The 26,450-nt window shown below is 35.4% G+C and carries 27 protein-coding genes and 2 pseudogenes; 16 read left to right on the top strand and 13 right to left on the bottom strand.

Going from position 1 to position 26,450, the window contains the following annotated elements; translation table 11 throughout:
* Positions 1-127 precede the first annotated feature (127 nt).
* Positions 128-877, bottom strand: coding sequence for a DeoR/GlpR family DNA-binding transcription regulator (locus QV06_RS06390; protein ID WP_065237412.1), 750 nt, complete (start codon positions 875-877; stop codon positions 128-130).
* Between the two features lie 137 nt (positions 878-1,014).
* Between QV06_RS06390 and QV06_RS06385 the strand changes: the two genes are divergently transcribed.
* The 7 genes from QV06_RS06385 (at position 1,015) to fecE (ending at position 6,698) form a co-directional block, all read left to right on the top strand.
* Entirely contained in the window at positions 1,015-1,590 is a 576-nt protein-coding gene (locus QV06_RS06385; protein ID WP_065237411.1) for an anthranilate synthase component II, read from the top strand.
* Positions 1,591-1,609: 19 nt separating this feature from the next.
* A complete protein-coding gene (locus tag QV06_RS06380) occupies positions 1,610-2,521 on the top strand; it encodes a virulence factor BrkB family protein (protein WP_065237410.1) in 912 nt (303 codons plus the stop codon).
* Positions 2,518-2,952 (top strand): D-aminoacyl-tRNA deacylase, encoded by a 435-nt coding sequence (dtd, locus tag QV06_RS06375; RefSeq protein WP_065237409.1) that lies wholly within the window; start codon positions 2,518-2,520, stop codon positions 2,950-2,952. The genes QV06_RS06380 and dtd overlap by 4 nt, the downstream gene beginning before the upstream one ends.
* Positions 2,953-3,073: 121 nt before the next feature.
* Positions 3,074-3,967, top strand: a complete 894-nt coding sequence (locus tag QV06_RS06370; RefSeq protein ID WP_065237408.1) for a Fe(3+) dicitrate ABC transporter substrate-binding protein — start codon at positions 3,074-3,076, stop codon at positions 3,965-3,967.
* 2 nt (positions 3,968-3,969) lie between these two features.
* Positions 3,970-4,959, top strand: a complete 990-nt coding sequence (gene fecC / locus QV06_RS06365; protein WP_065237407.1) for an iron-dicitrate ABC transporter permease FecC — start codon at positions 3,970-3,972, stop codon at positions 4,957-4,959.
* Positions 4,959-5,927, top strand: a complete 969-nt coding sequence (gene fecD, locus QV06_RS06360) for a Fe(3+) dicitrate ABC transporter permease subunit FecD (protein WP_065237406.1) — start codon at positions 4,959-4,961, stop codon at positions 5,925-5,927. Before fecC ends, fecD begins: the two co-directional genes overlap by 1 nt.
* Positions 5,928-5,930: 3 nt before the next feature.
* The gene (gene fecE, locus QV06_RS06355; protein WP_065237405.1) at positions 5,931-6,698 is read left to right on the top strand and encodes a Fe(3+) dicitrate ABC transporter ATP-binding protein FecE; all 768 of its coding nucleotides are present in this window, start codon (positions 5,931-5,933) and stop codon (positions 6,696-6,698) included.
* 52 nt (positions 6,699-6,750) lie between these two features.
* Here fecE and rplS read toward each other — a convergent pair whose 3' ends face one another.
* From rplS to QV06_RS06330, 5 genes are all read right to left on the bottom strand, one after another.
* Positions 6,751-7,098: a 50S ribosomal protein L19 gene (gene rplS / locus QV06_RS06350; RefSeq protein WP_065237404.1), complete on the bottom strand. Its 348-nt coding sequence runs from the start codon at positions 7,096-7,098 to the stop codon at positions 6,751-6,753.
* Positions 7,099-7,131: 33 nt separating this feature from the next.
* Entirely contained in the window at positions 7,132-7,881 is a 750-nt protein-coding gene (gene trmD / locus QV06_RS06345) for a tRNA (guanosine(37)-N1)-methyltransferase TrmD (protein ID WP_065237403.1), read from the bottom strand.
* Between the two features lie 44 nt (positions 7,882-7,925).
* Entirely contained in the window at positions 7,926-8,450 is a 525-nt protein-coding gene (rimM, locus tag QV06_RS06340; protein ID WP_065237402.1) for a ribosome maturation factor RimM, read from the bottom strand.
* Positions 8,451-8,475: 25 nt separating this feature from the next.
* A complete protein-coding gene (rpsP, locus tag QV06_RS06335; RefSeq protein WP_065234646.1) occupies positions 8,476-8,724 on the bottom strand; it encodes a 30S ribosomal protein S16 in 249 nt (82 codons plus the stop codon).
* A 647-nt stretch (positions 8,725-9,371) separates the two neighbouring features.
* Positions 9,372-11,231 (bottom strand): autotransporter domain-containing protein, encoded by a 1,860-nt coding sequence (locus QV06_RS06330; protein WP_065237401.1) that lies wholly within the window; start codon positions 11,229-11,231, stop codon positions 9,372-9,374.
* 160 nt (positions 11,232-11,391) lie between these two features.
* Between QV06_RS06330 and QV06_RS06325 the strand changes: the two are divergent.
* Positions 11,392-13,561: pseudogene (locus QV06_RS06325) on the top strand (Tex family protein); the annotation flags it as partial.
* Between the two features lie 662 nt (positions 13,562-14,223).
* Here the strand turns inward: QV06_RS06325 and QV06_RS12190 are convergent.
* The 5 genes and pseudogenes from QV06_RS12190 to asd all read right to left on the bottom strand — a co-directional run.
* A pseudogene (locus QV06_RS12190) lies at positions 14,224-14,754 on the bottom strand (IS256 family transposase, variant Zn-binding type); the annotation flags it as partial.
* Positions 14,755-14,896: 142 nt separating this feature from the next.
* On the bottom strand, positions 14,897-15,610 hold the full coding sequence (locus QV06_RS06320; RefSeq protein WP_065237399.1) for a cytidylyltransferase domain-containing protein: 714 nt from the start codon (positions 15,608-15,610) through the stop codon (positions 14,897-14,899).
* On the bottom strand, positions 15,610-16,776 hold the full coding sequence (locus tag QV06_RS06315; protein WP_065237398.1) for a polysialyltransferase family glycosyltransferase: 1,167 nt from the start codon (positions 16,774-16,776) through the stop codon (positions 15,610-15,612). Before QV06_RS06315 ends, QV06_RS06320 begins: the two co-directional genes overlap by 1 nt.
* Positions 16,777-16,785: 9 nt before the next feature.
* Entirely contained in the window at positions 16,786-17,418 is a 633-nt protein-coding gene (locus QV06_RS06310; protein WP_065237397.1) for an FKBP-type peptidyl-prolyl cis-trans isomerase, read from the bottom strand.
* A 24-nt stretch (positions 17,419-17,442) separates the two neighbouring features.
* Positions 17,443-18,327 (bottom strand): archaetidylserine decarboxylase, encoded by an 885-nt coding sequence (asd, locus tag QV06_RS06305; RefSeq protein ID WP_065237396.1) that lies wholly within the window; start codon positions 18,325-18,327, stop codon positions 17,443-17,445.
* Positions 18,328-18,533: 206 nt separating this feature from the next.
* On the opposite strand from asd, the gene yceD reads away from it, so the two are divergent.
* The 8 genes from yceD (at position 18,534) to rarD (ending at position 24,476) form a co-directional block, all read left to right on the top strand.
* Positions 18,534-19,061, top strand: a complete 528-nt coding sequence (yceD, locus tag QV06_RS06300; protein WP_065237395.1) for a 23S rRNA accumulation protein YceD — start codon at positions 18,534-18,536, stop codon at positions 19,059-19,061.
* A 15-nt stretch (positions 19,062-19,076) separates the two neighbouring features.
* Complete coding sequence (gene rpmF / locus QV06_RS06295) at positions 19,077-19,241, top strand: 50S ribosomal protein L32 (RefSeq protein ID WP_013745784.1); 165 nt, start codon at positions 19,077-19,079, stop codon at positions 19,239-19,241.
* A gap of 21 nt (positions 19,242-19,262) precedes the next feature.
* Complete coding sequence (plsX, locus tag QV06_RS06290) at positions 19,263-20,279, top strand: phosphate acyltransferase PlsX (RefSeq protein WP_082985054.1); 1,017 nt, start codon at positions 19,263-19,265, stop codon at positions 20,277-20,279.
* A gap of 74 nt (positions 20,280-20,353) precedes the next feature.
* Positions 20,354-21,304, top strand: coding sequence for a beta-ketoacyl-ACP synthase III (locus QV06_RS06285; RefSeq protein WP_065237394.1), 951 nt, complete (start codon positions 20,354-20,356; stop codon positions 21,302-21,304).
* A gap of 30 nt (positions 21,305-21,334) precedes the next feature.
* Positions 21,335-22,279, top strand: a complete 945-nt coding sequence (gene fabD / locus QV06_RS06280) for an ACP S-malonyltransferase (protein ID WP_065237393.1) — start codon at positions 21,335-21,337, stop codon at positions 22,277-22,279.
* 9 nt (positions 22,280-22,288) lie between these two features.
* Positions 22,289-23,017 carry a 3-oxoacyl-ACP reductase FabG gene (fabG, locus tag QV06_RS06275; RefSeq protein ID WP_156541993.1) on the top strand — a complete coding sequence of 243 codons (729 nt, stop codon included), beginning with the start codon at positions 22,289-22,291 and terminating at the stop codon, positions 23,015-23,017.
* Positions 23,018-23,268: 251 nt separating this feature from the next.
* Positions 23,269-23,499 carry an acyl carrier protein gene (gene acpP / locus QV06_RS06270; protein ID WP_065235317.1) on the top strand — a complete coding sequence of 77 codons (231 nt, stop codon included), beginning with the start codon at positions 23,269-23,271 and terminating at the stop codon, positions 23,497-23,499.
* Positions 23,500-23,570: 71 nt separating this feature from the next.
* Positions 23,571-24,476, top strand: coding sequence for an EamA family transporter RarD (rarD, locus tag QV06_RS06265; protein WP_065237391.1), 906 nt, complete (start codon positions 23,571-23,573; stop codon positions 24,474-24,476).
* A 33-nt stretch (positions 24,477-24,509) separates the two neighbouring features.
* Here rarD and QV06_RS11775 read toward each other — a convergent pair whose 3' ends face one another.
* Together QV06_RS11775 and pckA are read right to left on the bottom strand one after the other, a co-directional pair.
* Positions 24,510-24,650: a hypothetical protein gene (locus tag QV06_RS11775; RefSeq protein WP_167348600.1), complete on the bottom strand. Its 141-nt coding sequence runs from the start codon at positions 24,648-24,650 to the stop codon at positions 24,510-24,512.
* Between the two features lie 104 nt (positions 24,651-24,754).
* Entirely contained in the window at positions 24,755-26,368 is a 1,614-nt protein-coding gene (pckA, locus tag QV06_RS06260; RefSeq protein ID WP_065235318.1) for a phosphoenolpyruvate carboxykinase (ATP), read from the bottom strand.
* Positions 26,369-26,450: the final 82 nt, after the last annotated feature.

Here is a 26,450-nt window from a genome sequence, read left to right as displayed (position 1 = left end):
GATATTTTTGAAACTTAATAAAGTTTTGTGAGATGAATCACAGAAAACAGTCAATTTTGACTAAATTTCTTAATTTTTTCTGCCCGAATAAATCAATAAATAATAAATTCGGTCAATTCAGGCATTATTAACCGAAAACAGTCACATTATTTTTCTGACAATACGCAGATAATTTTTCCGAGATACGCCCTTCAGTAAATAGCATATCCACTTGCGAGATTTCACCTAACTGAATTAAATTTTGTTTTCCAAATTTTGAGGGATCAACTAAAAGTAATTTCTGCCCTGAAACATCCATCATCTTTCGCTTAATCGCAACATTAAGCTCATTAGATTCCCAAATTGCCCCATTATCATCGACACCCACACAAGAAAAAATTCCAATATCAATATGTAAGCGAGCAAGTAAATATTCGGAAAGTGGGCCATAAAAAGCATCATATTTAGCAGAATAAACCCCACCAGTAGCAATAGTTTTTACATTCGGTTTATTCACCAAAGCGGTGATATTATGCATAGAGTTTGTAACCACAGAACAAGGAATATCTGGGATTAATTGTGCTACATACCAACTTGTTGAACTAGCATCTAACCCAATAACAGCCCCTTCATAAACATATTCAGCAACACGTTCTGCAATCGCTTTTTTTATATCCGCATTTGTTCTCTGACGAAGCTGAAAAGAGCTGCCTATATCATCTGTCTTTTTACTTAATGCCCCTCCATGAGTTCGATAAAGCAACTGCTGCTTTGATAAAAAAGATAAATCTCGTCTTATGGTTTCTACAGAAACTTTTAGTAGATGAGCCAATTCATTGACTTGAACTTGCCCTTGTTGATTTAATATATCCAAAATTAGACTGTGTCGATCTTTCATAAGATGCCTATTTTTACTTAATGATAAAAGCCCTGTTACAATAACAACAAGCTAATACTTTATCTACAATTAAACTCAATAAGTTTCTATAATATGCCATCAACATTATTTATTATCTGAATTTATCCTTATAAATCATTATGCTATTACTTATTGATAACCACGATTCATTTACTTTTAATTTAGTGGAGTTATTACGCAAAATTTTACCAACTACTACATTCACTATCGTACAGCACGATCAGATCCCATTTGAACAATTAGATCCGTTTTCACATATTTTGCTATCACCTGGACCAGATGTGCCATCGGCTTATCCACAACTGTTTGCAGTAATTGATCAATGTTATCAAGACAAAACGATTTTAGGGGTATGTTTAGGTCATCAAACACTCTGCCAATATTTTGGTGCCTCACTATACAACCTGCCCAATGTGCGGCATGGGCAAAATCATACTTTATGCCAAACAGCAAGTTCACCTTTATGGCACAATATTCCACAACAAAGCCAAATTGGTTTATATCACTCTTGGGCAGTTGCCAAAGATTCATTTCCTGAATCGCTTGAAGTTACAGCAGAATGTGAAGAAGGAGTGATTATGGCAATGCAACATCGTCAGCTTCCTATTTATGGGGTACAATTTCATCCTGAATCTTTTATCACTGAATATGGCGAAACTTTATTGCGTAATTGGTTGGCAATTCGCCCTTAACCTATTTTAGAGGGAATTTATGCAAAAACTTCCACAACAACTTATTCAGAATTTAACTATTTTTATTAAGATTTTTTTATATCGCTTTAAGCAAAATAAACTCTCACAAGCGGCGGGTTTTCTTACTTACAGTACAATGTTGGCGATTGTGCCATTATTTATGGTAATTTTTGCCTTTTTTGCTGCATTTCCTGTTTTTAATGACTTAATTAAAGATTTTGAACAATTTATTTTTACCAATTTTGCTCCATCAGTCAGCAATACCGTCGAACATTATATACGGATGTTTATTGCCAATACGAAGAAGATGAGTGCAATCAGCATTGTTGGATTAATCATTGTCGCACTAATGTTGATTAAATCAATTGATACAACGTTAAATGACATTTGGGCAAATAGTAAGAAACGTTCTGCTCTTTACTCTTTCTCTATTTATTGGATGATTTTAACGCTGGGCCCAATTTTTATTGCAATCAGTATTGGGGTTAGCTCTTATATTTTTTCAAGCACCGTTTTTACTTATAAAACTGGCTTACCTTTTGGCTTAAAACTGTTAAGCTTCGTTCCTTTTTTCTTATCTTGGTTAGCATTTACCTGTATTTATGCTGTTGTTCCTAACACCAAAGTCAATATTAAACACGCTGCCTGTGGTGCGTTAATTGCTGCAATATTTTTTACTTTAGGCAAGGCGTGCTTTACTTGGTATATGCAAGCATTTCCTTCTTATCAGTTAATCTACGGCGCTTTAGCAACGCTGCCTATTATGATCCTATGGATTCATTTAAGTTGGACTTTTGTCTTACTCGGTGCACAACTTACTGCGGTATTAGATGATTTACAACGTATTCAGCATGATGAATCTCAAGATCTGGATTTCAATTATTTTTATCAACAACTGATTACTAAAGCACAAACTGGGGAAAAAAGATGATCGCTCTAATTCAACGTGTTACACAAGCTAATGTTGTCGTTGACCAGCAAGTTATAGGCCAAATCGGTCAAGGAATTCTGGTTTTACTTGGCGTTGAACGAGATGATGATCAAAGCAAAGCTGATCGATTAATCGAAAAAGTATTAAATTATCGAATTTTTAGTGATGAAAACGGCAAGATAAATCTCAACGTACAACAAGTGCAAGGTGAATTATTAGTAGTTTCACAGTTTACCCTTGCCGCAGACACTAAAAAAGGGTTACGTCCAAGTTTTAGCCGCTCTGGACATCCAGAATTGGCAGAAAAATTGTATCACTATTTTGTCGAAAAATGCCGTCAAACAGTGCCTGTACAAACTGGGCAATTCGCAGCAGATATGCAAGTATCACTCACTAATGATGGACCCGTTACCTTTTGGTTACAGGTGTAATAAAATAAATCTTCTGAATAAAAACAGCAATTAGAATTGATAAAAATTCCTATTTGTATTGTTATTTTTCAATCTAATTTGCTATTATTTTACCGCTTAAATTAATTCAGGAGATTAACTAATGTTGCATATTGTTCGTCACTTCATCACTTTTGCATTTCTAGTATGCTTATCTGTCTCTGCTTCAGCTATTACGGTAAAAGATGCTCAGGGAGAATTTACTATCAATAATATACCCAAAAGAGTTGTCGCTCTTGAATACTCCTTTATCGATGCTTTAGCCAATGTTGGTGTTAGTCCCGTTGGTGTTGCAGATGATAATGATAAAACCCGTATTTTACAAAGTGTTCGCGATAAAATTAATGAGTGGAAATCGGTTGGTACACGCTCTCAACCAAGTTTAGAAGCTATTGCTGAATTAAAACCAGATTTAATTATCGCAGATCAAAATCGTCATAGTGCAGTTTATGATGAATTAAAGAAAATCGCGCCAACCTTACTCTTAAAATCACGCAAAGAAACCTACCAAGATAATCTAGTTTCTGCACAAATCATTGCTGATGTTGTTGGAAAATCACAAGAGATGAAAGCAAGAATTAAGCAACATAAAGAAAAAATGGCTGAAATTGCTAAATCATTACCAAAAGCACACGCCATAGTAGGCATATCTCGTGAAACACAATTCCTAATCACGACCAATAAATCTTACACTGGTAGTCTTTTAGAAACATTAGGATTTACTGTTGATAAACCTCTAAATGCTAAAGATGATGCTAATAATCCAGCAGGATTAGAACAATTAGCAACCTCTAACCCTGAATGGTTAATTATTGTTCACTATCGTGATGAAAGTATTGCGAAAAAATGGGTAAATGAACCTTTATGGAATGCACTAACCGCAGTACAAAAGAATCAAGTTATTAATACTAATGATGCTGCACTTTGGACACGTTCTCGTGGCTTAGATGCAGCAGAAAATATTGCTGAAATTCTACAAAAGGCAATGACTAAATAACTATGCGTTATTTAATCTATCGTTGGCTAAGCCCTATATTTTTATTATTACTCCTATTCTGGGCTAGCCTTTTTTTATTTTACCCTTTGAATGTTTCCGCTACTGATGCAGTGCAAGCACTATTTGCCCATACAAATAATACAATTGCTAACATTACAATAACTAACCTACGCTTACCACGTAGTATTTGTGCAATATTAATTGGTGCTTCACTTAGCCTTGCTGGTGCATTATTACAAAGCATTACCCGCAATCCTCTTGCCTCCCCCTCGCTATTAGGGATCAATTCTGGCGCATCTTTAGCTATGGTAATTGCGACAGCAATTAATCCTGCAATGATATCGACTTATAGTATCAGCTTTGTTGCAGCAGTTGGTGGTGGTTTAAGTTGGCTATTAGTTATGCTAATTAGCGCCGGTTGGAGTGGTAACATTGAACGAAGCCGTATTGTTCTTGCTGGAATTGCTGTTTCTATGCTATGTGCTGCCCTCACCAAATTAACACTAATATTATCTGAAGATAACGCTTATGGTGTAATGAGTTGGCTAGCAGGAGGTGTTGGACATATTCGCTGGGAAGCTGTATGGAATTTATTGCCATTTGTACTCCCTGCAATTCTAATTAGTATGAGCATAGCCAATAAATTAAACATTCTCAGCTTAAGTGATGAAACCGCAACATCACTTGGTATTAACCTTACACAATTAAGAATTCTTATTAATTTATGTGCATTATGTTTAATTGGTGCTTGTGTTAGTGTTGCAGGACCATTTGCCTTTATTGGATTACTTATTCCACACCTAGCTCGCTATTGGATTGGTTATGACCTGCGTAAATCATTACCAATAACTATGTTATTTGGCGCTATTCTAATGCTAGTCGCAGATATTATTGCTCGTGCTATCACCTTCCCAAATGAATTGCCCGCTGGCGCAATTTTGGCACTGATTGGAGCGCCTTTCTTTGTATGGATCGCTAGAGGGAAGCAATAATGAAACTGTCTCCTTATTATCTTCTACTATTACTCACTATTGTTTTCTTGCTGTTCATTATTAGCTTAATATTTGGTACCTATACACTCTCATTATCGAATATCTTTTCTGCGTTAATAAATACAGAAAGTAAAGATCATTTCACTTTAATAGAATATCGTTTACCTCGTGCATTACTCGCAATTTTCTTAGGGGGTGCTTTAGCCTTATCTGGAACCTTAGTACAAGCAATTATAAGAAATCCTTTAGCTTCACCTGAAATTCTGGGAATTAACAATGCAGCTGGGATGGCTGCCGTTATTGTTTTATCTTTCTTTCCAACCCTTTCAATCTATTGGTTACCACCAATTACATTTATTGCTGGTTTTATTGCTTTTATTATCCTTTGGTTTCTTTGTGGTTATCGCTTCTCTACCTTAAAAATGGCATTAATTGGGATTGCGCTTTCTGCATTATATGCAGCAATCACCCACTACATTATGCTGGCTAGACCGCTTGAAATTAACTTAGCTATGCTCTGGCTAACAGGAAGTTTATGGGGAAGAAGTTGGGATTTTGTTTATATTGCTCTACCTTGGTTATTGATATTATTACCTGCAAGTTTACTACTTGGAAAACATCTCAATATTCTTAGCCTTGGTGAAGAAAAAGCAAATAATCTTGGTGTTAATGTACAGCATATTCAGCTGGTTACTTTATTAATTGCTGTCGCTATTTCTGCAACAGCAGTGGCTGTGTGTGGGCCAATTGCTTTTTTAGGGTTAATTGCACCTCATATGGCACGAAAATTATTTGGGGGTCATCATCATATTTTAATTCCAGCTTCAATATTAATAGGTGCAATTTTGTTACAACTTGCAGACATTATTGCAAGAACACTTGCTCCACCAATTGAACTCCCTGCAGGAATACTCACTGCAATTATTGGCGCACCTTATTTCTTTTTATTATTAATTAGGAAAAAATAAATAATGCAACTTTCGACACATCAGCTTACTGTTGGTTATGGTAAAACCACGATCTTGGACAATTTAAGAGTAAATTTTCCTGATAATAAAATCACAGCTTTGATTGGTCCTAATGGATGTGGTAAATCAACTCTATTAAAAAGTCTTGCTAGACTCCTGCCTGCTCAACAGGGCGAAGTATTACTTCATAATAAAAATATTTGGCAATATAGTGCGAATCAATTTTCACAACAATTAGCCATTCTCCCCCAACATCATATTATTCCTGAAGGCATAAGTGTAAAAGCGCTTATTAGCTATGGTAGAAGTCCCTATTTAAATTTATGGGGTAAATTAAAAAAAGAAGATCATGAAAAAGTTGAAGAGGCAATGGAAATTACCCAATTAATACCTCTTGCAGATCGATTAGTGACGGATCTATCCGGAGGGCAAAAACAACGAGCTTTTTTAGCAATGGCTCTAGCTCAAGATGCCCCCATTCTCTTACTTGATGAACCAACTACTTATCTTGATCTCAATCATCAAACAGAATTAATGAATATTATGCAATCCGAAAAAACAAAGGGAAAAACAATTATTACTGTTCTCCATGATTTAAATCAGGCAAGTCGTTACTGCGATCACCTTATTGTATTAAAACAAGGAAAATTAATTGCTGAAGGAACGCCTAATCACGTGATGACAACTAATTTATTAGAACAAGTATTTTCATTACATGGTGAAATTCACCAAGACCCCATTAGTCATACCCCTATGTTTATTTCTTATTAAAAAACTATAAAAAAAGCCCTTGTTAAAACAAGGGCTTTAGAGAAAGAATCGATTAGTTTAAACGTTCTTTAATACGTGCAGACTTACCACTACGTTCACGTAAGTAGTAAAGTTTAGCTTTACGAACGGCACCTTTACGTTTAACTACGATGCTGTCAACAACTGGTGAGTGAGTTTGGAAAACACGCTCAACACCAATACCGTTAGAGATCTTACGTAAGGTAAATGCTGAATGCAAGCCACGGTTACGAATTGCAATAACCACGCCTTCGAACGCTTGCAGACGTCTTTTACTACCTTCAACAACCCATACTTTAACTTCTAATGTGTCACCTGGACGGAAGCTAGGTACGTTTTGTTTTAATTGTTCTTGTTCAAGTTGTTTAATAATGTTACTCATAATAAATTACCTTATTCCTAGATGTAACTGAATCTATTTCTTTTGCTGTTGTTGCTCTTGTTGAGCTTGTTGTAACAGCAACCTTTGTTCGTCAGTCAGAGCTAGGCTTTCTAATAGCTCAGGTCTGCGTAACCACGTTCGTTTTAACGACTGCTTTAATCGCCATTTACGAATTTCTTCGTGATTGCCAGACATCAATACTGGCGGTACTGTCATACCATCAAGCACTTCAGGTCGTGTGTAGTGTGGGCAATCTAATAATCCATCAGCAAAAGAATCTTCCTCCGCTGAAGCTTGTTTGCCTAATACACCTGGTACAAAACGTGATACTGCATCAATTAATGTCATTGCTGGCAGCTCTCCCCCAGTCAATACGTAATCACCAACTGACCATTCTTCATCAATTTCGGTTTCTATCAAACGTTCATCGATGCCTTCATAACGCCCACAAACCAAAATCATTTTTTGATTTTTAGCGAGCTGTTCAACGCCAGCTTGATTTAATTTACGTCCTTGCGGTGAGAGATAAATCACCTTAGCACCTTCACCTGCTTCTGCTTTTGCCGCATGGATTGCATCTCTTAATGGCTGTACCATCATCAACATCCCAGGGCCTCCACCATAAGGGCGGTCATCTACCGTCTTATGTTTATCGTGGGTGAAATCTCTTGGATTCCAACAATTTACTTGCAGCAGATTATGCTTTATGGCTCTACTTGTTACCCCAAATTCTGTAATAGCTGTAAACATTTCTGGGAAAAGTGTAATTACCCCAATCCACATACGGATACCTCAATGTTCATTAAGCCAACAGGATCTTCCTGAGGTTAGAAACCAGCGTCCCAGTCCACCTCAATTGTTTTGGTGCTGAGATCTACTCTTTTAACTACTGTTTCAATATACGGAATTAACCGCTCTTGTTTACTGAAAGCATCCTTAGCATTGGCTTTAACGACTAATACATCATTAGATCCAGTTTCCATCAATTCAATCACTTGCCCCATTTGGTAGCCTTGTAAATTGACCACTTGGCAATCAATTAAATCATGCCAATAATAATCACCATCATCTAATGCTGGAAGTTGGTTTAAATCAACGCCAATTTCAATATTCGCTAAAGTTTGTGCGTGTTCCCGATTATCAACACCTTTTAATTTCACAATCAAATCTTGACTATGATAACGCCAACCTTCAATTTCTGCTGGTTGCCATTGATTTTTAATTTTCAAAAACCACGGTTGATAATCAAAAATGCTTTCTGCATATTCGGTAGAAGAATAAACACGCAACCAACCTCGAATACCATAAGTCGAACCAAGTTTACCTACGACACCGATTTTTTGCTGTTCCATTCTAACCACCCATCGTTGTTCTAAATTAAGCAGCTTTTTGAGCTTCTTTTACTAAAGATGCAACACGATCAGATAAAGATGCACCTTTACCAACCCACTCATTTACACGATCTAAATCGATACGTAAACGTTCTGCTTTACCAGCAGCGATTGGGTTGAAAAAGCCAATACGTTCGATGAAACGGCCATCACGAGGGCAACGGCTGTCTGCAACGACAATTTGATAAAATGGGCGTTTTTTAGCTCCGCCACGAGATAAACGAATGGTTACCATAACCTTCCTCTAAAATATTGATAGTAAAAAAAGAAAACCCCGTTCGAAGTAGGGGCGTTTAGTGCTTTTTTCATATTGATGCTTTTTTACACAAAAAAATCTCAGATAAAAAGCTGTAGAATTTTACCGTTTTTGCCAGAAAAATCAATCTTTGAATTGCTTTATCTTCTATCTCGTAGTAGAAAGCATTTTAAAATTTGAATTTAAGAAACGACTAAATTAATAAAAAATATCTTGGTTGTAACATTCTGTTTATAAATTCTGATCCCTTTAGCCAAAATCTTTAGAGCAATGCGAAATACGACATATTTTCCTTATATTATTCTTAATTACTCTTTGAATGATCCAAAGCAAATTGAAACTCATCTTCTTACAAGAATAACAACAGGCATTTCAGTTTATTCCATTATATTTTCGCCCTGCTCTTGATTACAATATTATTTTATCCCATTGATATAATTATAAAAGTATGCAATCTATTAAAAAATAGAGATCGATATTTTCACATTAGCGATGCTTGTTTTGACGAGCAAGAAAATTAAACAAGCATTAAAAGGCATAATAAAAAATAAACCTACAATAACATTATTATAGGTTTACTTACTTATTAGAATTAATAAAACTGAAAAAATTCTTTTTTTAAAGTATTAAAATAAATATTTAACCCCTAAGTTACCTTTCAAATTAGAACGAGATAAATGACTTTGCCATGATAGTTCTCTGTGTAATGCACTATATAGATAAAGATCTTTACCTACTGCCCAATCTCCACCGATACCAATATCTAGCCATGTTCTAGGTAGATTAAGAGATAACTGACTAGTTCCCATACCTACCTTATTATTTGGGAATAGATCCTTCAAAATATCCGCTGTGAGCCACAATTTACTATCTCTATCTTTAGCGAATTTAGAATATTCTAGTCTGATACCACCACGTAGACGAATTTGTGAATCATCATGATAAGACACTTGATATTCTTTATTAGAAATAAGATTTGTTTGATTGAGTTGATAAATCGCTTGCCCCTGAGCTTGTAGCAACCAAGCGTTACGCTGATAGAGATTATAGCCAACTTCTGCGCTCAAACTCACTCCATAGGCTTTTAACTTATCACGTGTCTGATTAACAGACTTAAGATTATGCTCTGCTAAATAAACTTGCCCAACATAATCTGTATATCCCCAATCACGATCCTTAGTTCGATAAAAACCTAAAGAATAGAAATTAATTGAATCTTTACCCACTTTTGCAAAATGCGGTGTAAGGGTTAAAGGGTTTATTGAAAAGTTATCATAAAAGTTTGCTTTTGCAGCTTGGTAAGTGGCTACAACTCCGAGCCTCATATTCTCATCATCTACTTTTTCTTTTTTCAAATCATGCCCGATCTGAATACCAACGGAAGATAATTTGCTTCTAAATTGATGAGACCCTAGCTTTGTAGTTTGCCCAAGTAATCTTAACCAAGTATTCCCTTCACGAGTATCAGTTTCACCAATACGATTATGACGACGATCAATAGAGGAAAACGCAAGCTCTTGGCTTAATTGAGGCGCAAATAAGATACTGGCTGTATCTTCCGTATAACTTCCACTATTTGAATTATTATCATATAGCCACCCCCATACATAATGCGCTGTAGCATTGTCAGCAGTATTTGTTCCCGGCGCTAATCGTAAATAAACTAACTTGTTTTCTGCATTCACTGTTGCTTTACCATAAAAAGCAAAATTATTTAGCGTTTCATCTTCTGGGGAAACAAAAGAACCTTGGGCAACAGTGACTACTGGTGGTGAATATTTACTAATTCCATTTTCATCAAAAATATCACCTAATAATTTATCTTCTGGTAATCGAATTCGAGTATAACCGTATGCTTTGCCCGAAACATTAATTGTCATTCCTGTTAATGTCCCAACAGAGCCATCATCATTTTTATTACCATTATCCCATTGCTGATTTGGTAATGTAATCCAGATATTATTATCAGCAGCATATTCTGGAATTTCATCTAATGAAGCGATTGTGCCTGTTGTACCATACCAATTCTCGCCGACGGTAATAGTACGATTCATCATTTCTTTCAATCCTTTATCTGCATCAACATAAGCTGAAATAATCCATTCTCCCGGATATGCAAAAAAACTATTCTTAATATCAATTCCTCTCCCAACAGCAATTCTACCCGGAGCATTATTTTGTACTTTTAGATTATTGTGAAAGATAATCTTATTCCCAGCTCTTGCTTTAAAATCACCTGATATTAAAGCATCTCCAACACTATTAATATCAGTTCCTGATGTTATATTAACTCTATTATACAAGTTTATCTTAAAGCTTATATTCTGAGCAATGCTATCTCCTGAGCTAGTAATTCCTGTCTGATCCGGAGAAGCGCTATCCCCCCCCCCACCCGAAATCGTGGTAGCTGCATAGCTATAACAGCTTATAATACCTAACATGCCGAGCCCATAGCACTTGACTAAACGCCCTATTACTTTTTTCATAATATGATTCCTCATTGTTTAAATTTATACTTTTTTAATTTTAGTAATAAAGTATATTTGGTATTTCCTTGTTCTTATTTTAAATAAAATTAGTTAGAATACAACCTAATATCCTATATATTTATTTTCACTTCTAAACACTAAACTATAATTAAATACAATGTTAAACCAAACTATTAGCCAAATTATTGCCGATGAACTGAATGTTCAAAGTAAACAAATTCTTGCCGCAATTACCTTATTAGATGAAGGAAATACCATTCCATTTATTGCTCGTTATCGTAAAGAGGTTACTGGTGGTTTAGATGATACACAACTACGTCATTTTGAAACGCGGTTACTCTATTTGCGTGAATTAGATGATCGCCGCCAAACCATTTTGAAATCTATTGAAGAACAGGGCAAATTGACAGATGAATTACGTCAAGCAATTGAAAATACGCAAAGTAAAACGGAATTAGAAGATCTCTATCTGCCTTATAAACCAAAACGCCGTACTCGTGGACAAATTGCGATTGAAGCAGGGCTAGAACCACTTGCGGATCTCCTTTGGCATGAACCACATCACCGCCCAGAAACCACAGCACAAGATTACATCAACGCAGACAAAGGTATTGCTGACAGTAAAGCTGCTTTAGATGGTGCAAGATATATCTTAATGGAACGTTTTGCTGAAGATGCACAACTATTGGCAAAAGTACGTTCTTATCTCACTAATAATGCGGAAATTACTGCCAAAGTGATTGCAGGAAAAGAGGATGAAGGCGAAAAATTCCGCGACTATTTTGATCATCACGAATTACTGAAAAATGTACCATCACACCGGGCGTTAGCAATGTTACGAGGTAGGAATGAAGGCATTCTTACATTATCGCTTAATGCTGATCCTGAACAAGAAGAAAATAGTGCTAGCTACTGTGAAGAGATTATCCGTCAGCACCTTAATATTCAATTCACAGGGCAACCTGCCGATAGTTGGCGACAACAAGTTATCTCCTGGACGTGGAAAATTAAAGTTGCCTTACATTTAGAAACAGAGTTAATGGCAGCATTGCGTGAACGTGCTGAAGAAGAGGCAATTAACGTCTTTGCCAAAAATCTGTTTGCACTATTAATGGCTGCTCCAGCGGGGGCTAAAAATACAATGGGATTAGATCCTGGTTTACGAACTGGTGTAAAAGTGGCAATCGTTGATAACACAGGAAAATTGCTGGATACCGCTACTATCTATCCGCATACCGGACAAGAAGCACAAGCTGCCGCAACACTTTATCAATTAGGAAAAAAATATCATGTTGATCTGATCGCCATTGGTAATGGTACGGCTTCTCGTGAAACTGAACGTTTTGTTGCAACTTTACTCAAAGCGAAGCCTGATTGGTCTGCACAAAAAGTGGTTGTTAGTGAAGCAGGCGCGTCTGTCTATTCTGCCTCTGAATTTGCTGCACAAGAATTTCCACAACTGGATGTATCTTTGCGTGGTGCAGTTTCGATTGCGCGTCGTCTACAAGACCCGCTTGCTGAACTCGTAAAAATTGAGCCAAAAGCAATTGGTGTAGGGCAATATCAACACGATGTCAATCAAGCACAATTAGCTCGTAAATTAGATGCTGTGGTAGAGGATTGTGTAAATGCGGTAGGCGTTGATCTCAATACTGCGTCTGCGCCATTACTAGCGCGAGTAGCAGGAATGAGCAAAACATTAGCACAAAATATTGTCGCTTATCGTGATGAAAATGGGCGTTTTACCGACCGTGAACAGTTGAAGAAAGTACCACGTTTAGGGCCAAAAGCCTTTGAACAATGTGCTGGATTTATGCGAATTATTGATGGTAATAATCCTCTTGATGCATCTAGTGTGCACCCTGAAGCTTATCCTATGGTAGAGAAAATTTTACAAGCAACCCATCAATCCCTTGCTGAATTAATGGGCAATACTTCTGCAATCCGTCAATTAAATGCGACTCAATTTACTGATGAACGTTTTGGTTTACCTACTGTGACTGACATTCTGAAAGAGCTAGAGAAACCAGGACGTGACCCACGTGGTGAATTTAAAACAGCAACTTTCTTAGAAGGTGTGGAACAAATTAGCGATCTGAAACCGGGTATGATCTTAGAAGGAACTGTTACTAATGTTACTAACTTCGGTGCTTTCGTCGATATTGGTGTGCATCAAGATGGCTTAGTACATATTTCATCATTGAGCGAAAAATTTGTCGAAGATCCGCACGATGTGGTAAAAACTGGCGATATTGTTAAAGTAAAAGTTTTAGAAGTTGAAGTAGATCGTAAACGTATTGCCTTAACTATGCGTTTAAATGAACAAAGTGGTAAACCGCATTCTACAACGACTGAACCTAAAAATAGACTAGCAAAAAGATCCAATTTTCAGTCATCCTCTATGGGCAATGCATTTGCTGACGCACTAAAAAATTGGAAACGTTAGGCTGACTCTAGACTAATCTTATGAATTATCCTCATTTTATCTAAGTATAAAGTGAGGATTTTTTAACTAATTCATGATTTCTTGGCATAGTAGATAAAAAGGTTGGTATTTTGCTGAACTATGCCTCTATTAGACAAAAGGGTTGGTTTTATTATTTCTTAATAGTAATTACCTACTCTTTTTATTTAAAAAATCCTGTATAAACAATATCTTATGTTTTCTTGTTAAACCACTATGTGGACGTAATTTATCCTTAAGTTCTTTAAATAATCCTTCTATTCGATTTGTTGTCTTTTCTATATTTAATTCAGGATACTTTTCATAAGTAAAAATATATTCAAAATAGTGTTTAATACTCGCTAAAACACTTCTTACATTCCTATGTTTATAAGGATATTTTCCCTTTTCATTTGGTTTATCTGACCGTTCCTCTAAAAAGGTTTTATGTTTTATTTTCCAGTTGTATATCTTTAAATAAAATTCATTTTTTGAACTGTTTTTTAAAGTTTTTATAATCGTTTTTAATTCCCTTCCTGCAGAAGATTAATGTTTTTTCCTTAATGTTCTCATTACCATTGCCACTAAGTGAAATTGACATATTTGCGTTGGTGTGCCCCATAAATCTTTGAGTAATCCTCGTCGACCATCACAGGTAATTGATTGAATGATATAGCCTTTTTCTCTTAAGTGATTAAAGGCTTTCTTGTAGTAGATATCTTTTTCTGTTTTGACTATTTGGTGATAAACCACTTTTGCTGAATAGCTATCGATTAACACCAATACACCAAAATCACGACGAAAGAAGGTGGTATCAATAATTAGATTAAGAGCGTTATTTTGTGGGGAATTTAAACTGGATTTAGGGGCTTTCTCTATATGACGTTGAATAGTTCTAACTGAACAATGATATTTATAGGCTAATTGCTGATAGGTTTGTTTTCCAACAGAATAATCAAACCAAATTTGGCTAGAATTTAATTTAGATTTTAAGGTAAATAGTTTATTGCAAGTGATACATTTATAACTCTGAAGTTTATTTTTAAAACCATACTTTTGTATTTTTGATGAATGACAAAGTGGGCACGTTTTTTATTCATATCTGAAAAAATGAGTTAAAGCCTTGTACTATAAAGCTTTAACCCACTTTTTACCAACCTTTTTGTCTATTATGCCGATTTCTTACTGAATACTCACAATAGTACAATACTAATTAAAATTAATTAGCCACTTTAAATAACGCTCTCGCTTTTTCTAGATCCTCTAATGTATCTATATCAATTGAACGTTCTCTAGGCATAATATATGGGATTGAGTTATCATTAAAACTTAATGTTGAATCAACTTCAGAAATACTATTAATATAAATAGCACCATTCACAATATATACTTCCTCCATATCTTGACGACGAATAGAACTATTACTTTTACTAGAAGTTGATATTAATGGCAATAAATAGTTACTTTTTATTGTCCTCAACAAAATTGGTTTAACATCAGCTAAAGATACGCTAACGACTCCTTGCCTATTAGATTGGTAAAATAAATTTAATGCTGATAATATATCAATTTCTGATCTTAATGGACTCGTTGGTTGTAATAAAATTAAAGTATCAAAAGTTCTCCCCATATTTTTTAATTTTTCTATTGTATATACTACTGATTCTATCGTTGGAGAATGATCTAGAGCTAAATGAGTTGGTCGTAAAAAAGGCACCTCAGCACCAAATTTAAGAGCAATTTTTGCAATATCTTCACTATCTGTTGAAACAATAACAGACATAGATAAATTGCAGTTATTTGCTGCCTCAATAGTATGAGCTATTAATGGTTTATCTCCAACTAATGCTAAATTTTTAAAAGGAATTCCTTTACTCCCTCCTCTAGCTGGGATCAAAACTAATATACGGTCATTATTTATATATTTACCCATTACTCCCCCTCCTGTGTAATATCACACCATAATTTAATATATTCTTCAAATTCTCTGGTAGTATCTGGAATAAATATATCTGGATATCTTAAAGAAATTGAGTTAATTAGTAACATCAATTCCTCACTAATTTTATTACTATAAGATAATTGTAGTTCACAATTTTTTACCAAATTAGCTAATAAACAACAATGGATATTTATACTATCCTTAAAATATAATTTATGACTAAAAACTGCTGTAGAGCTTAAACTAAGCAATAGTAAAGAATTTGTATTTTTTCTAGATTTTGTTAATAATGCAAGTTCCCAAGGAACACCTATAGGAATATAATTATCAATTACAGTCCAACCTAATTCATAATAATTAATTTTTCCTAATCCAGATCTAGGATGTTTTTTTACATATATAGGAATATCTTGGTTTAGCTCTTTAATGAGCTTAGATATTAAGCTTAAATATCTTGATATAAAATCAATAATTTCTTGGGAACTATAAGGTTGTTCAAAGAATAAAATACTATTTTTGCTGAATAAAAAACTATCTGACTCATATTTAAAGATTCTTTTTAATAATGACAAGAATGCAGTATCATAAAAAGATAATTTAGGTATATCTGCCTTAGCTTTAATATTCTTATATTTTTCTTTCAGATGACAAAACATCACTTCATCTAATGAATTATATAAATGTATCTCATCTACATTATATTTATTTAATAATGCTGGGAGATAAGACGCTGTCCCCTCATCAAAACGATGAAGATTTATTCTATTTTGTAGTTTATTCCTATTTTTTAGTGGAATGGTATTGAATAATTTTATAAAAGGTTCATGCCAACAATAAATATCAAGATAATTTGAGATATTAAAAATTTTATTATTAACATTAAAATAATATGATGAGGAAAGAAAACTCTGAAAAAAGATATTATATACTTTACCAATAACTGTCTTCAAACTATTAATATTTATCATATTACTAGAGAAGATATGCTCAAATATATTTTCCTTTTCTAACCTATCTAAAATCCCTTGTATATTTGCAAAAGAGGATGTAATTAACAATAAGTCAGCTTTTCTTAATATATTTCTATTAATATGAAGATTTAATACTGTTAATAACTGAAATTCTGTGGCTACAATATATAATATCTTATCATTCATATCTATTAATTAAAGAATATCTAATAATTCCACTTCAAAAATTAGCGTACTAAATGGAGGAATTGATGCGCCTGCACCACGTTCTCCATAAGCAAGATTGTGAGGGATCACTAAACGCCATTTTGAACCTACCGGCATCATACTCAATGCTTCAATCCAACCAGCAATCACACCATTTACTGGGAATTCAGCCGGTTGGCCACGTTGTACTGAACTATCGAATACTGTACCGTCAATTAATGAACCAGTGTAGTGCACACGAACTTTATCAGTTTTAGCTGGTACCTTTCCTTCACCTTTAGTTAAAATTTGGTACTGTAAGCCACTTTCGGTTTCAACCACATCTTTATGTTGGCGATTTTCAGCTAAAAATGCTTTACCTGCTTCTTCAATTTCTTTAAACAATAATTGTTGTTTTTCTTCTACACGTTGTTGTAATTGTTGAATTGCTTCAGCTAATTGTTGTTGATCTAATGCGGTTGCATTTTGATTTAATACATCAAAAATTCCTTTCGCAATGGCAGTCGCTTCAACATCTAATTGACTTGCTAATAATTGTTGTCCAATCTGCAAACCAATACCATAACTTCCTTTTGCTTCTACGCTATCTAATGAAACTTGTTCAAAAAATTGTTGTGACATGAAATTTCCTTCTTAATTAAAAGTTTATTTTACTTTATGTGCGAGTAATTCACCCATACGAACAGCAGTATCCTGATGTAAATAAGGGGCAAATTCAACTTGATTTGGTGCAAACAGGTTAATAACTGTAGAACCTAAACGGAATGCGCCCATTTCTTGTCCTTTCTCTAAAGAAATTGCACCTGATTCCCCTTGAGCAGGATAATGCCAAGTTTGAATTTCTCCTGGGCGTGGAGGATTAATAACGCCAGCCCAAACTGTACTAATACTCGCTGTAATTGTTGCACCAACTAAAATTTGTACCATTGGTCCAAATTCTGTTTCAAACACACAAATACCCCGTTCATTACGCGAAAATAAGTGTGGAATGTGTTCTGCTAAAAATGGATTCACAGAATAAAGTTCGCCAGGAACATAAATCATTTGACGTAATGTTCCCGCACAAGGCATATGTACACGATGATAATCTCTTGGCGATAAGTAGGTTGTAATAAATTGACCATTTTTGAATCGCTCACTCAACTCAAAATCACCCGCCAACAAATCTGTTAAATTGAAATAATGTCCTTTTGCCTGAATTAAACGATCTTCTTCAATCGTACCTAATTGACTAACACGTCCATCTGCTGGCAAACATAAACCGTCTGGATCCTGATTAATCGGGCGTACACCATCTCTTAACGGACGAATAAAAAATTGGTTAAAAGAAACATAATCTTTCGCATCAGAATACAAGGCTTCTTGCATATTAATACGATATTTTTTTATGAACAGGCGAATAATCGCATGTGTTACAGCCCCCCATTGCTTCTCTGCTAACCATCCTGCTACACGAGTTACTAAAAATTGTGGTAATACATAATGGAATGCCACTTTTAATTTATCGAAATAAGTTATCGTCTTGTCCAAATGGAATTTCCTCTCTCTAAGTCATGAAAAAGTCATTCATCTTGCTGATGAACTGCGGATTATAACAAGTTATGCCTATTCTGCAATTTTCAAGCTGGATTAGCAATTTTTCTTCAATTATGAAACTCTCTTTTTAGCGAAAAACTTATAAAAAAAGCTGTAATTCCTTTGACTATTGTTGGATCTAACGTTAATATTTGCACCCTATGAAAAAGGTAAAACTACCCTTAACCGTCGATCCGATTAAATCAGCACAAAGACGTTTGAACTATGAGGGCCACTACTCTCAGGCTCAATTAGTGCGTTTAAAAGATGCGGTTAATCAAGTGCTAAATGATGTTGAAGCTGAACTTACATTTGCAATCGACCCACAAAAATTGGTTGTGATGCAAGGGAAAGCAACGGTTGATGTAATGTTGGAATGCCAGCGTTGCGGAACACCTTTTCCATATCATTTATCATGCACTTTTAATTACAGTCCAGTGTCTAACATGGATCAGGCTGATGTGTTACCTGAAATTTATGAACCAATCGAACTTAATGATTTTGGGGAAATAGATTTATTGGGAGTGATTGAAGATGAACTTCTCCTTTCTCTTCCATTGGTTCCAATGCATGAACCAGAACACTGTGAAGTGTCCGAGGATGAACAGGTCTTTGGAGAATTGCCAGAAGAATTGGCAAAGAAACCAAACCCGTTCGCTGTGTTAGCTAGTTTAAAGAAGCAAAAATAGTTAGGAGTATAGCCAATGGCTGTTCAACAGAATAAAAAATCTCGTTCAAGACGTGATATGCGCCGTTCACATGACGCGTTAACAACTGCTGCAGTTTCAATCGATAAAGAAACTGGTGCTACTCATTTACGCCATCATGTTACTGCTGATGGTTACTACCGTGGTCGTAAAATTAAATAATTTTCGTCAAAAGGTAATCAATTGAGTCTAACCATTGCGTTAGATATGATGGGCGGGGACTTTGGTCCCCGTATTACTGTCCCAGCTGCCATCCAAGTGTTGGAAAAGCATCCAACGCTAAGATTTCTTTTTTTCGGTGATCACACTGAAATTCAGCAATATCTGCCAACATCAAACCACTCGCTTTCTGAGCGCATTACAATTCATCATTGTAGTAGGCAAATTTATTCAGATACCCCTATTTCTCAAGCATTACGTTATAGCAAAGGAACTTCTTTACGTTTAGCGATTGAAGCGGTACAAAAAAATAATGCTGTTGCTTGTGTAAGTGCTGGGAATACGGGTGCTTTAATGGGATTATCCAAAATCCTTATTCAGCCTATTCCAGGGATTCAACGTCCTGCATTAACATCTCTTATTCCTACCATCAATGGACATCATACCGTTATGCTTGATCTTGGTGCGAATACAGAAGTCAGTGCAGAAATGTTATGTCAATTTGCCAAAATGGGCAGTATTTTTGCTGAAAATATATTGGATTTAGTCTATCCAAGAATAGCCCTATTAAATATTGGAATTGAGGCAATTAAGGGTTTACCCCATATTCGACAAGCCGCACAGCAGCTTGAACAGTCAATCGATCTCAATTATGTAGGATTTATTGAAGGCGATCAGCTATTAAACCATGTTGCAGATGTCATTGTGGCAGACGGTTTTAACGGTAATATTGCATTAAAGACCTTAGAAGGTACGGCAAAAAATATTATCCATCTATTAAAAGATAATGCCCAATCTCAACCTAAATGGTGTACAGCTTGGTTACATCGAATTCTTCGCCATTTATTAAAAGATAAATATCAACAATTACAATCGTTTAATCCAGATAAACACAGTGGTGCCTCTTTATTAGGTTTACAATCAGTAATTGTGAAGAGTCATGGCAGTTCAAATAGTGATGCATTCGCCAATGCTATTGAACACGCTATTTTCCAAGTGAATAAAAATATTCCAGAAAAAATTCTTAAGAGTTTGTCATAGACAGTAACAAATCTTTTGATTATCCATAAAATTACGATAATATTTCCGACAATTTTTCATATGACGAGATAATTATGTATAGCAGAATTTTAGCGACAGGTAGTTACCTTCCGCAACAAATTAGAACAAATGCCGACTTAGAAAAAATGGTCGATACTTCCGACGAGTGGATCTCAGTACGTACAGGTATTAAAGAGCGCCGTATCGCAGCAGCCAATGAAACTGTTGCCACTATGGGATATGAAGCAGCAAAACAGTGCTTAGTGGTTGCCAATATTGATGTCAATGAAATTGACTTAATCTTGGTAGCAACGACAAGTAGTTCTCATGCATTTCCGAGTGCAGCTTGTCAAATTCAGCAATTATTAAATATTGAAGATGCGATCAGTTTTGATCTCGCTGCTGCTTGTTCTGGCTTCGTCTATGCTCTCAGTGTTGCTGATCAATTTATTCGTACAGGTAAAGTAAAGAAAGCATTAGTTATTGGTTCAGACTTATTATCTCGCCGCTTAGATGAACAAGATAGAGGTACTGTTATTTTGTTTGGTGATGGTGCCGGTGCGGTAATTTTAGAAGCTTCTGACCAACAAGGTATTATTTCAACACATCTACACGCGAGTGGTAAAGATTCCGGTATTCTCTCATTACCAATTAATTTGCCTAATGCCGAAACGCCTGAATATTTAACGATGCAAGGTAATGAAACATTTAAAATTGCTGTACGTGAATTAGCAAATGTTGTTGAAGAAACCTTACAAGCAAATCAACTTGAAAAGGAACAAATTGATTGGTTAGTGCCTCATCAAGCTAATCTTCGCATTATTTCTGCTACCGCAAAAAAATTAAATATGGATCTTTCCCAAGTGGTAGTGACATTAGATCGCCATGGTAATACCTCTGCGGCAAGTATTCCAACCGCACTGGATGAAGCTGTAAGAGATGGTAGAATCCAACGAGGACAACTTTTATTGCTCGAAGCATTTGGTGGTGGCTTAACTTGGGGTTCAGCCCTCATTCGTTATTAATGAATTTTTAAAATTAACAAAGGTTATATCATGAAAAAATTTGCAATGGTTTTTCCTGGTCAAGGTTCTCAAGCAATTGGAATGCTTGCCGAATTAGCAACTCAATATCCAATCGTTGAACAAACATTCCAACAAGCTTCCGAAGTACTTGATTATGATCTTTGGGCATTAGTTCAGCAAGGCAGTGCCGAAGAATTGAATAAAACTTGGCGTACTCAGCCTGCTCTACTCGCAGCGTCTGTTGCTATTTTCCGTGTTTGGCAACAACAATATCCAGAATTAACACCTTCTGTTATGGCTGGACATAGTCTAGGTGAATATTCTGCATTAGTGTGTGCTGGCGTCATTGATTTCCAAGATGCTATTCAGTTAGTACAATTACGTGGCAAATTAATGCAACAAGCTGTACCAGAAGGAACAGGTGCAATGTATGCCATCATTGGTTTAGATAATGAAAAAATTATCCAAGCTTGTGAACAAGCCGCTCAAGGGGAAGTAGTTTCAGCAGTAAACTTTAATTCACCAGGTCAAGTGGTTATCGCAGGAAATAAAGCTGCCGTTGAACGTGCTGCAACACTATGTAAAGAAGCTGGGGCAAAACGCGCCTTACCTTTAGCGGTTAGCGTACCATCACATTGTGCTTTAATGAAGCCAGCGGCTGATCAACTTGCTGTTGCGCTAGCCTCTATCTCTTTTAAACAACCACAAACTGCAGTTATTAATAATGTAGATGTCAAATCAGAAACAGATCCTGATGCTATCCGTAATGCATTAGTTCGCCAACTTTATAATCCTGTTCGTTGGACAGAAACAGTAGAAAAGATGGAACAACAAGGTATCGAATTAGCCTTTGAAATTGGTCCAAATAAAGTATTAACTGGTTTAAATAAACGTATTAGTGCCAATATTCAATCTGTTGCAGTGAACGATATTGCTTCACTTGCTGAAGTTGACACACTAAAAACTCAAGAATAAAAAGGAATGATTATGCAAAAAATCGCATTAGTAACAGGCGCAAGCCGTGGTATCGGTAAGGCTATTGCTGAAGAGCTGATTAGTAAAGGCTTTACTGTTATTGGAACAGCTACCAGTGAAAATGGTGCGAATGCTATTTCTGCTTATCTAGGCGAAAATGGTAAAGGTTTGGTGTTAGATGTAACTTCTCTTGATTCGATTAACCATGTTTTAGAACAAATTAAACAAGAATTTGGGGATATTGATGTTCTCGTCAATAACGCAGGAATCACACGTGATAACCTCATGATGCGAATGAAAGAGGAAGATTGGGACATTATTCTACAAACAAATTTAAGTTCTGTATTCCATCTCTCAAAAGCTGTATTACGCAGTATGATGAAAAAACGTTTTGGTCGTATCATCAGCATTGGTTCCGTAGTGGGTTCAATGGGAAACCCAGGTCAAGCAAATTATTGTGCAGCAAAAGCCGGTATCATTGGTTTTTCTAAAGCATTGGCTAAAGAAGTTGCTTCTCGTGGTGTAACTGTAAATGTTGTTGCCCCAGGTTTCATCGCTACTGATATGACAGATGCATTAACTGAAGAACAAAAAGCCGCAACATTAGCACAAGTACCAGCTGGTCGCTTAGGTGAACCAAAGGATATTGCAAAAGCTGTGGCTTTCTTAGTCTCTGATGATGCAGGTTATATTACTGGTGAAACCCTCCATGTGAATGGTGGTATGTATATGAATTAATATGCTGTTATGAAATTGTAACAGCAATACATATTCTACGGATTGATCATCTTGAGTAAGGAAAAGCATAGCAATTAGCTGTACTTAATGATAGAATTGCCCGCGAGTATGTAACTTTGGTCAATGTATGCATACTGTTTTGACCTACTTGTTGGATGCGAGGTTAGACCTCTAAATTTAACAGTTGCAACTTAATTGATTATGCATACAATTTCTCCTCTTGCAGAACAAAACTAATAGGGAATAAACAAATGAGCATTGAAGAACGCGTCAAAAAAATTATTGTTGAACAATTAGGCGCTAAAGAAGAAGACGTTAAACCAGAATCATCTTTCGTTGAAGATTTAGGTGCTGATTCTTTAGACACTGTTGAATTAGTAATGGCTTTAGAAGAAGAATTCGATATCGAAATTCCTGATGAAGAAGCTGAAAAAATTACTACTGTTCAATCTGCTATTGATTACGTTCAAAGCAACCAATAATTTCAGTAGAATTTTTCTGTAAAAAGGATTATCCGCAAGATAATCCTTTTTGTTTATATGGTATCTAACAAATGAATCCATTAATTCTTGGTATCATTCTCTGCATACTGTCACAAATCTTATTCAGTTCATTATTTTTATTCAGTTATGCGATGCAGTCATTGAGTGGCTCAGTAATTTTTGCCCTACGTATTGTTGTTACGATGTGCAGTTTATGGTTACTGCTGTATTTCAATCCTCAAAAACAGAGCATTAAACATTTTATTTTACATACACTCGGTAATTCTATTTTACGTTGGAGTACTGTCTTAATTGGCACTTGTATTCTTGCAAGTCAGCTTTGGTTATTTATGTGGGCACCAATTAATGGAGAGGGATTAAATGTTGCTATGGGATATTTTCTGTTTCCACTGGCTATGGTATTTGCAGGAAAAATGCTCTGGCAAGAAAAATTGACCACACTCCAATTATTAGCATTAATCTTAGCTATCTGCGGTATTTTAAATGAATTATATCGTACCCACGCTTTCTCTTGGACTACATTATGGGTAGTACTTCTCTATCCACCCTATTACCTATCTCGACGTATTCTAAAAGTTCCTGCTTTATTAGGATTAACGTTTGATCTCACTTTGATAGCACCTTTCGCTTTATATTTTCTTTTACCACAACAAGATGTATGGCATACGATTAGCCATCAACCTCGATATTGGTTATTACTCCCTTTACTCGGCATAGTCAGTGCGTTATCTATGTCATTTAATGTGCGTTCCAGCACATTATTACCAATGAAATTATTTGGTTTACTCAGCTATATTGAACCAACACTACTCTTTATTTTATCCATTACGATACTTAATACTGCAATGCCTTCTGCTGCTTATATTACTTATGGATTTATTTGGAGTGCGTTATGCATTTTAGCCATCAATGGCTTTATTACGCCTACTAGAATTAAATTAAAATCCATCCAATAAATAGCTTTGCAAAAACTAAATGCCTAACAGTACCTATTCTTGTTCTTTCAAAAAACGGATTCTATGGCGTGCTTGGATATACTGTTTACGCTTTTGAATCCGTTTTAATAGCATTAAACGGCGGATTCTTAATGTCTTAAAATTCTTTAATGTTCTTCTTGCATTTCTACGCATACATCGCTCCCATCTCTACACGAAATTACCTGAATAAGATCAGATAAAAAAACACCTTACCATAAAGGTAAGGTGTTGTTGTGATTATTTCATCCTAATTTAACTTATTTTTTAGGACCTGCTGCAACTAATGCTTTACCTGCTTCGTTGCCTGTATATTTCACAAAGTTCTTAGTGAAACGTTCTGCAAGATCATCTGCACGTTTTTCCCATTCGCCTTTTTCTGCATAAGTATCACGTGGATCTAAAATTGCAGGGTTTACACCTGGTAATTCAGTTGGAACTTCGAAGTCAAATACTGGGATTTTCTTAGTAGGTGCTTTATCAATAGAACCATCTAAAATCGCATCAATAATACCACGAGTATCTTTGATAGAAATACGTTTACCTGAACCATTCCAACCAGTATTCACTAAGTATGCTTTCGCACCGTTAGCTTCCATTTTCTTCACTAATTCTTCAGCATATTTAGTTGGGTGTAAGCTTAAGAATGCCGCACCGAAACATGCAGAGAATGTTGGAGTTGGTTCGGTAACGCCACGTTCTGTACCTGCTAATTTCGCTGTGAAACCAGATAAGAAATAATATTTAGTTTGTTCTGGCGTTAAAATTGATACTGGTGGTAACACACCAAATGCATCAGCTGATAAGAAGATAACTTTATTTGCATGACCTGCTTTTGATACAGGTTTAACAATGTTATCAATGTGATAAATTGGATAAGAAACACGAGTATTTTCTGTTACACTCTTATCTGCAAAATCAATTTTACCATTTGCATCAACAGTAACATTTTCTAATAATGCATCACGACGAATTGCATTGTAGATATCTGGTTCATTTTCTTTAGAAAGGTTGATAACTTTCGCATAGCAACCCCCTTCAAAGTTAAAGATACCATCATCATCCCAACCATGTTCATCATCACCAATTAATAAACGGTTAGGATCTGTTGATAATGTAGTTTTACCTGTACCTGAAAGACCGAAGAAGATAGCAGTTTCTTTACCATCTTTGCTGGTGTTAGCAGAACAGTGCATTGAAGCCATACCTCTTAATGGAAGTAAGTAGTTCATATAAGAGAACATACCTTTCTTCATTTCACCACCGTACCAAGTATTTAAGATAACTTGTACTTTTTCAGTTAAGTTAAATACAACAGCGGTTTCAGAGTTCAAGCCTAATTCTTTGTAGTTTTCCACTTTCGCTTTAGATGCATTCATAATAACGAAATCTGGTTCACCAAAATTCGCTAACTCTTCTGCGGTTGGACGAATAAACATATTAGTTACAAAGTGAGCCTGCCATGCAACTTCCATTACAAAACGTAATTTCAAACGGCTGCTTTCATTTGCACCACAGAATGCATCAACCACAAATAAACGTTTACCACTTAACTCTTCAGTTGCTAATTTTTTAATTTCTTTCCATGCTTCTGGAGTAACTGGTTTATTATCATTTTTGTATTCATCAGAAGTCCACCAAATAGTATCTTTTGTTGTTTCATCTTTCACAAAGAATTTATCTTTTGGTGAACGACCTGTATATACACCAGTCATTACATTTACAGCACCAAGTTCTGTAACTTGACCTTTTTCATAACCTTGTAGATCTGCTTTTGTTTCTTCTGCAAAAAGTTGTTCATAACTTGGGTTATGAACAATTTCAGCTACATCATGAATACCAACTGAGTCTAAATAAGCTTTTAAATTTGACATAATAATTTTCCTTCAAATTGAATATAAAAAATCATGTTTTACATTCTAATCCTTTTTAGGAAAAAAAAACGTTATCTAGATC

It is taken from the genome of Gallibacterium genomosp. 3, assembly GCF_001678475.1.
In the GTDB taxonomy this organism is placed as follows: Bacteria; Pseudomonadota; Gammaproteobacteria; order Enterobacterales; family Pasteurellaceae; genus Gallibacterium; species Gallibacterium faecale.
Note: the sequence above shows the minus strand (reverse complement) of the source record. Positions and strands in the feature narration are given on the sequence as shown.

What these genes read in the sequence shown, in the direction of transcription:
- QV06_RS11775 (WP_167348600.1), bottom strand. Translation starts at nt 24,650, where the DNA reads ATGCGTAGAAATGCAAGAAGAACATTAAAGAATTTTAAGACATTAAGA.
- fabD (WP_065237393.1), top strand. Translation starts at nt 21,335, where the DNA reads ATGAAAAAATTTGCAATGGTTTTTCCTGGTCAAGGTTCTCAAGCAATT.
- pckA (WP_065235318.1), bottom strand. Translation starts at nt 26,368, where the DNA reads ATGTCAAATTTAAAAGCTTATTTAGACTCAGTTGGTATTCATGATGTA.
- fecE (WP_065237405.1), top strand. Translation starts at nt 5,931, where the DNA reads ATGCAACTTTCGACACATCAGCTTACTGTTGGTTATGGTAAAACCACG.
- QV06_RS06380 (WP_065237410.1), top strand. Translation starts at nt 1,610, where the DNA reads ATGCAAAAACTTCCACAACAACTTATTCAGAATTTAACTATTTTTATT.
- QV06_RS06320 (WP_065237399.1), bottom strand. Translation starts at nt 15,610, where the DNA reads ATGGGTAAATATATAAATAATGACCGTATATTAGTTTTGATCCCAGCT.
- QV06_RS06310 (WP_065237397.1), bottom strand. Translation starts at nt 17,418, where the DNA reads ATGTCACAACAATTTTTTGAACAAGTTTCATTAGATAGCGTAGAAGCA.
- yceD (WP_065237395.1), top strand. Translation starts at nt 18,534, where the DNA reads ATGAAAAAGGTAAAACTACCCTTAACCGTCGATCCGATTAAATCAGCA.
- fecD (WP_065237406.1), top strand. Translation starts at nt 4,959, where the DNA reads ATGAAACTGTCTCCTTATTATCTTCTACTATTACTCACTATTGTTTTC.
- dtd (WP_065237409.1), top strand. Translation starts at nt 2,518, where the DNA reads ATGATCGCTCTAATTCAACGTGTTACACAAGCTAATGTTGTCGTTGAC.
- acpP (WP_065235317.1), top strand. Translation starts at nt 23,269, where the DNA reads ATGAGCATTGAAGAACGCGTCAAAAAAATTATTGTTGAACAATTAGGC.
- QV06_RS06330 (WP_065237401.1), bottom strand. Translation starts at nt 11,231, where the DNA reads ATGAAAAAAGTAATAGGGCGTTTAGTCAAGTGCTATGGGCTCGGCATG.
- QV06_RS06285 (WP_065237394.1), top strand. Translation starts at nt 20,354, where the DNA reads ATGTATAGCAGAATTTTAGCGACAGGTAGTTACCTTCCGCAACAAATT.
- trmD (WP_065237403.1), bottom strand. Translation starts at nt 7,881, where the DNA reads ATGTGGATTGGGGTAATTACACTTTTCCCAGAAATGTTTACAGCTATT.
- rimM (WP_065237402.1), bottom strand. Translation starts at nt 8,450, where the DNA reads ATGGAACAGCAAAAAATCGGTGTCGTAGGTAAACTTGGTTCGACTTAT.
- rplS (WP_065237404.1), bottom strand. Translation starts at nt 7,098, where the DNA reads ATGAGTAACATTATTAAACAACTTGAACAAGAACAATTAAAACAAAAC.
- rpmF (WP_013745784.1), top strand. Translation starts at nt 19,077, where the DNA reads ATGGCTGTTCAACAGAATAAAAAATCTCGTTCAAGACGTGATATGCGC.
- fecC (WP_065237407.1), top strand. Translation starts at nt 3,970, where the DNA reads ATGCGTTATTTAATCTATCGTTGGCTAAGCCCTATATTTTTATTATTA.
- rarD (WP_065237391.1), top strand. Translation starts at nt 23,571, where the DNA reads ATGAATCCATTAATTCTTGGTATCATTCTCTGCATACTGTCACAAATC.
- rpsP (WP_065234646.1), bottom strand. Translation starts at nt 8,724, where the DNA reads ATGGTAACCATTCGTTTATCTCGTGGCGGAGCTAAAAAACGCCCATTT.
- QV06_RS06315 (WP_065237398.1), bottom strand. Translation starts at nt 16,776, where the DNA reads ATGAATGATAAGATATTATATATTGTAGCCACAGAATTTCAGTTATTA.
- QV06_RS06370 (WP_065237408.1), top strand. Translation starts at nt 3,074, where the DNA reads ATGTTGCATATTGTTCGTCACTTCATCACTTTTGCATTTCTAGTATGC.
- QV06_RS06390 (WP_065237412.1), bottom strand. Translation starts at nt 877, where the DNA reads ATGAAAGATCGACACAGTCTAATTTTGGATATATTAAATCAACAAGGG.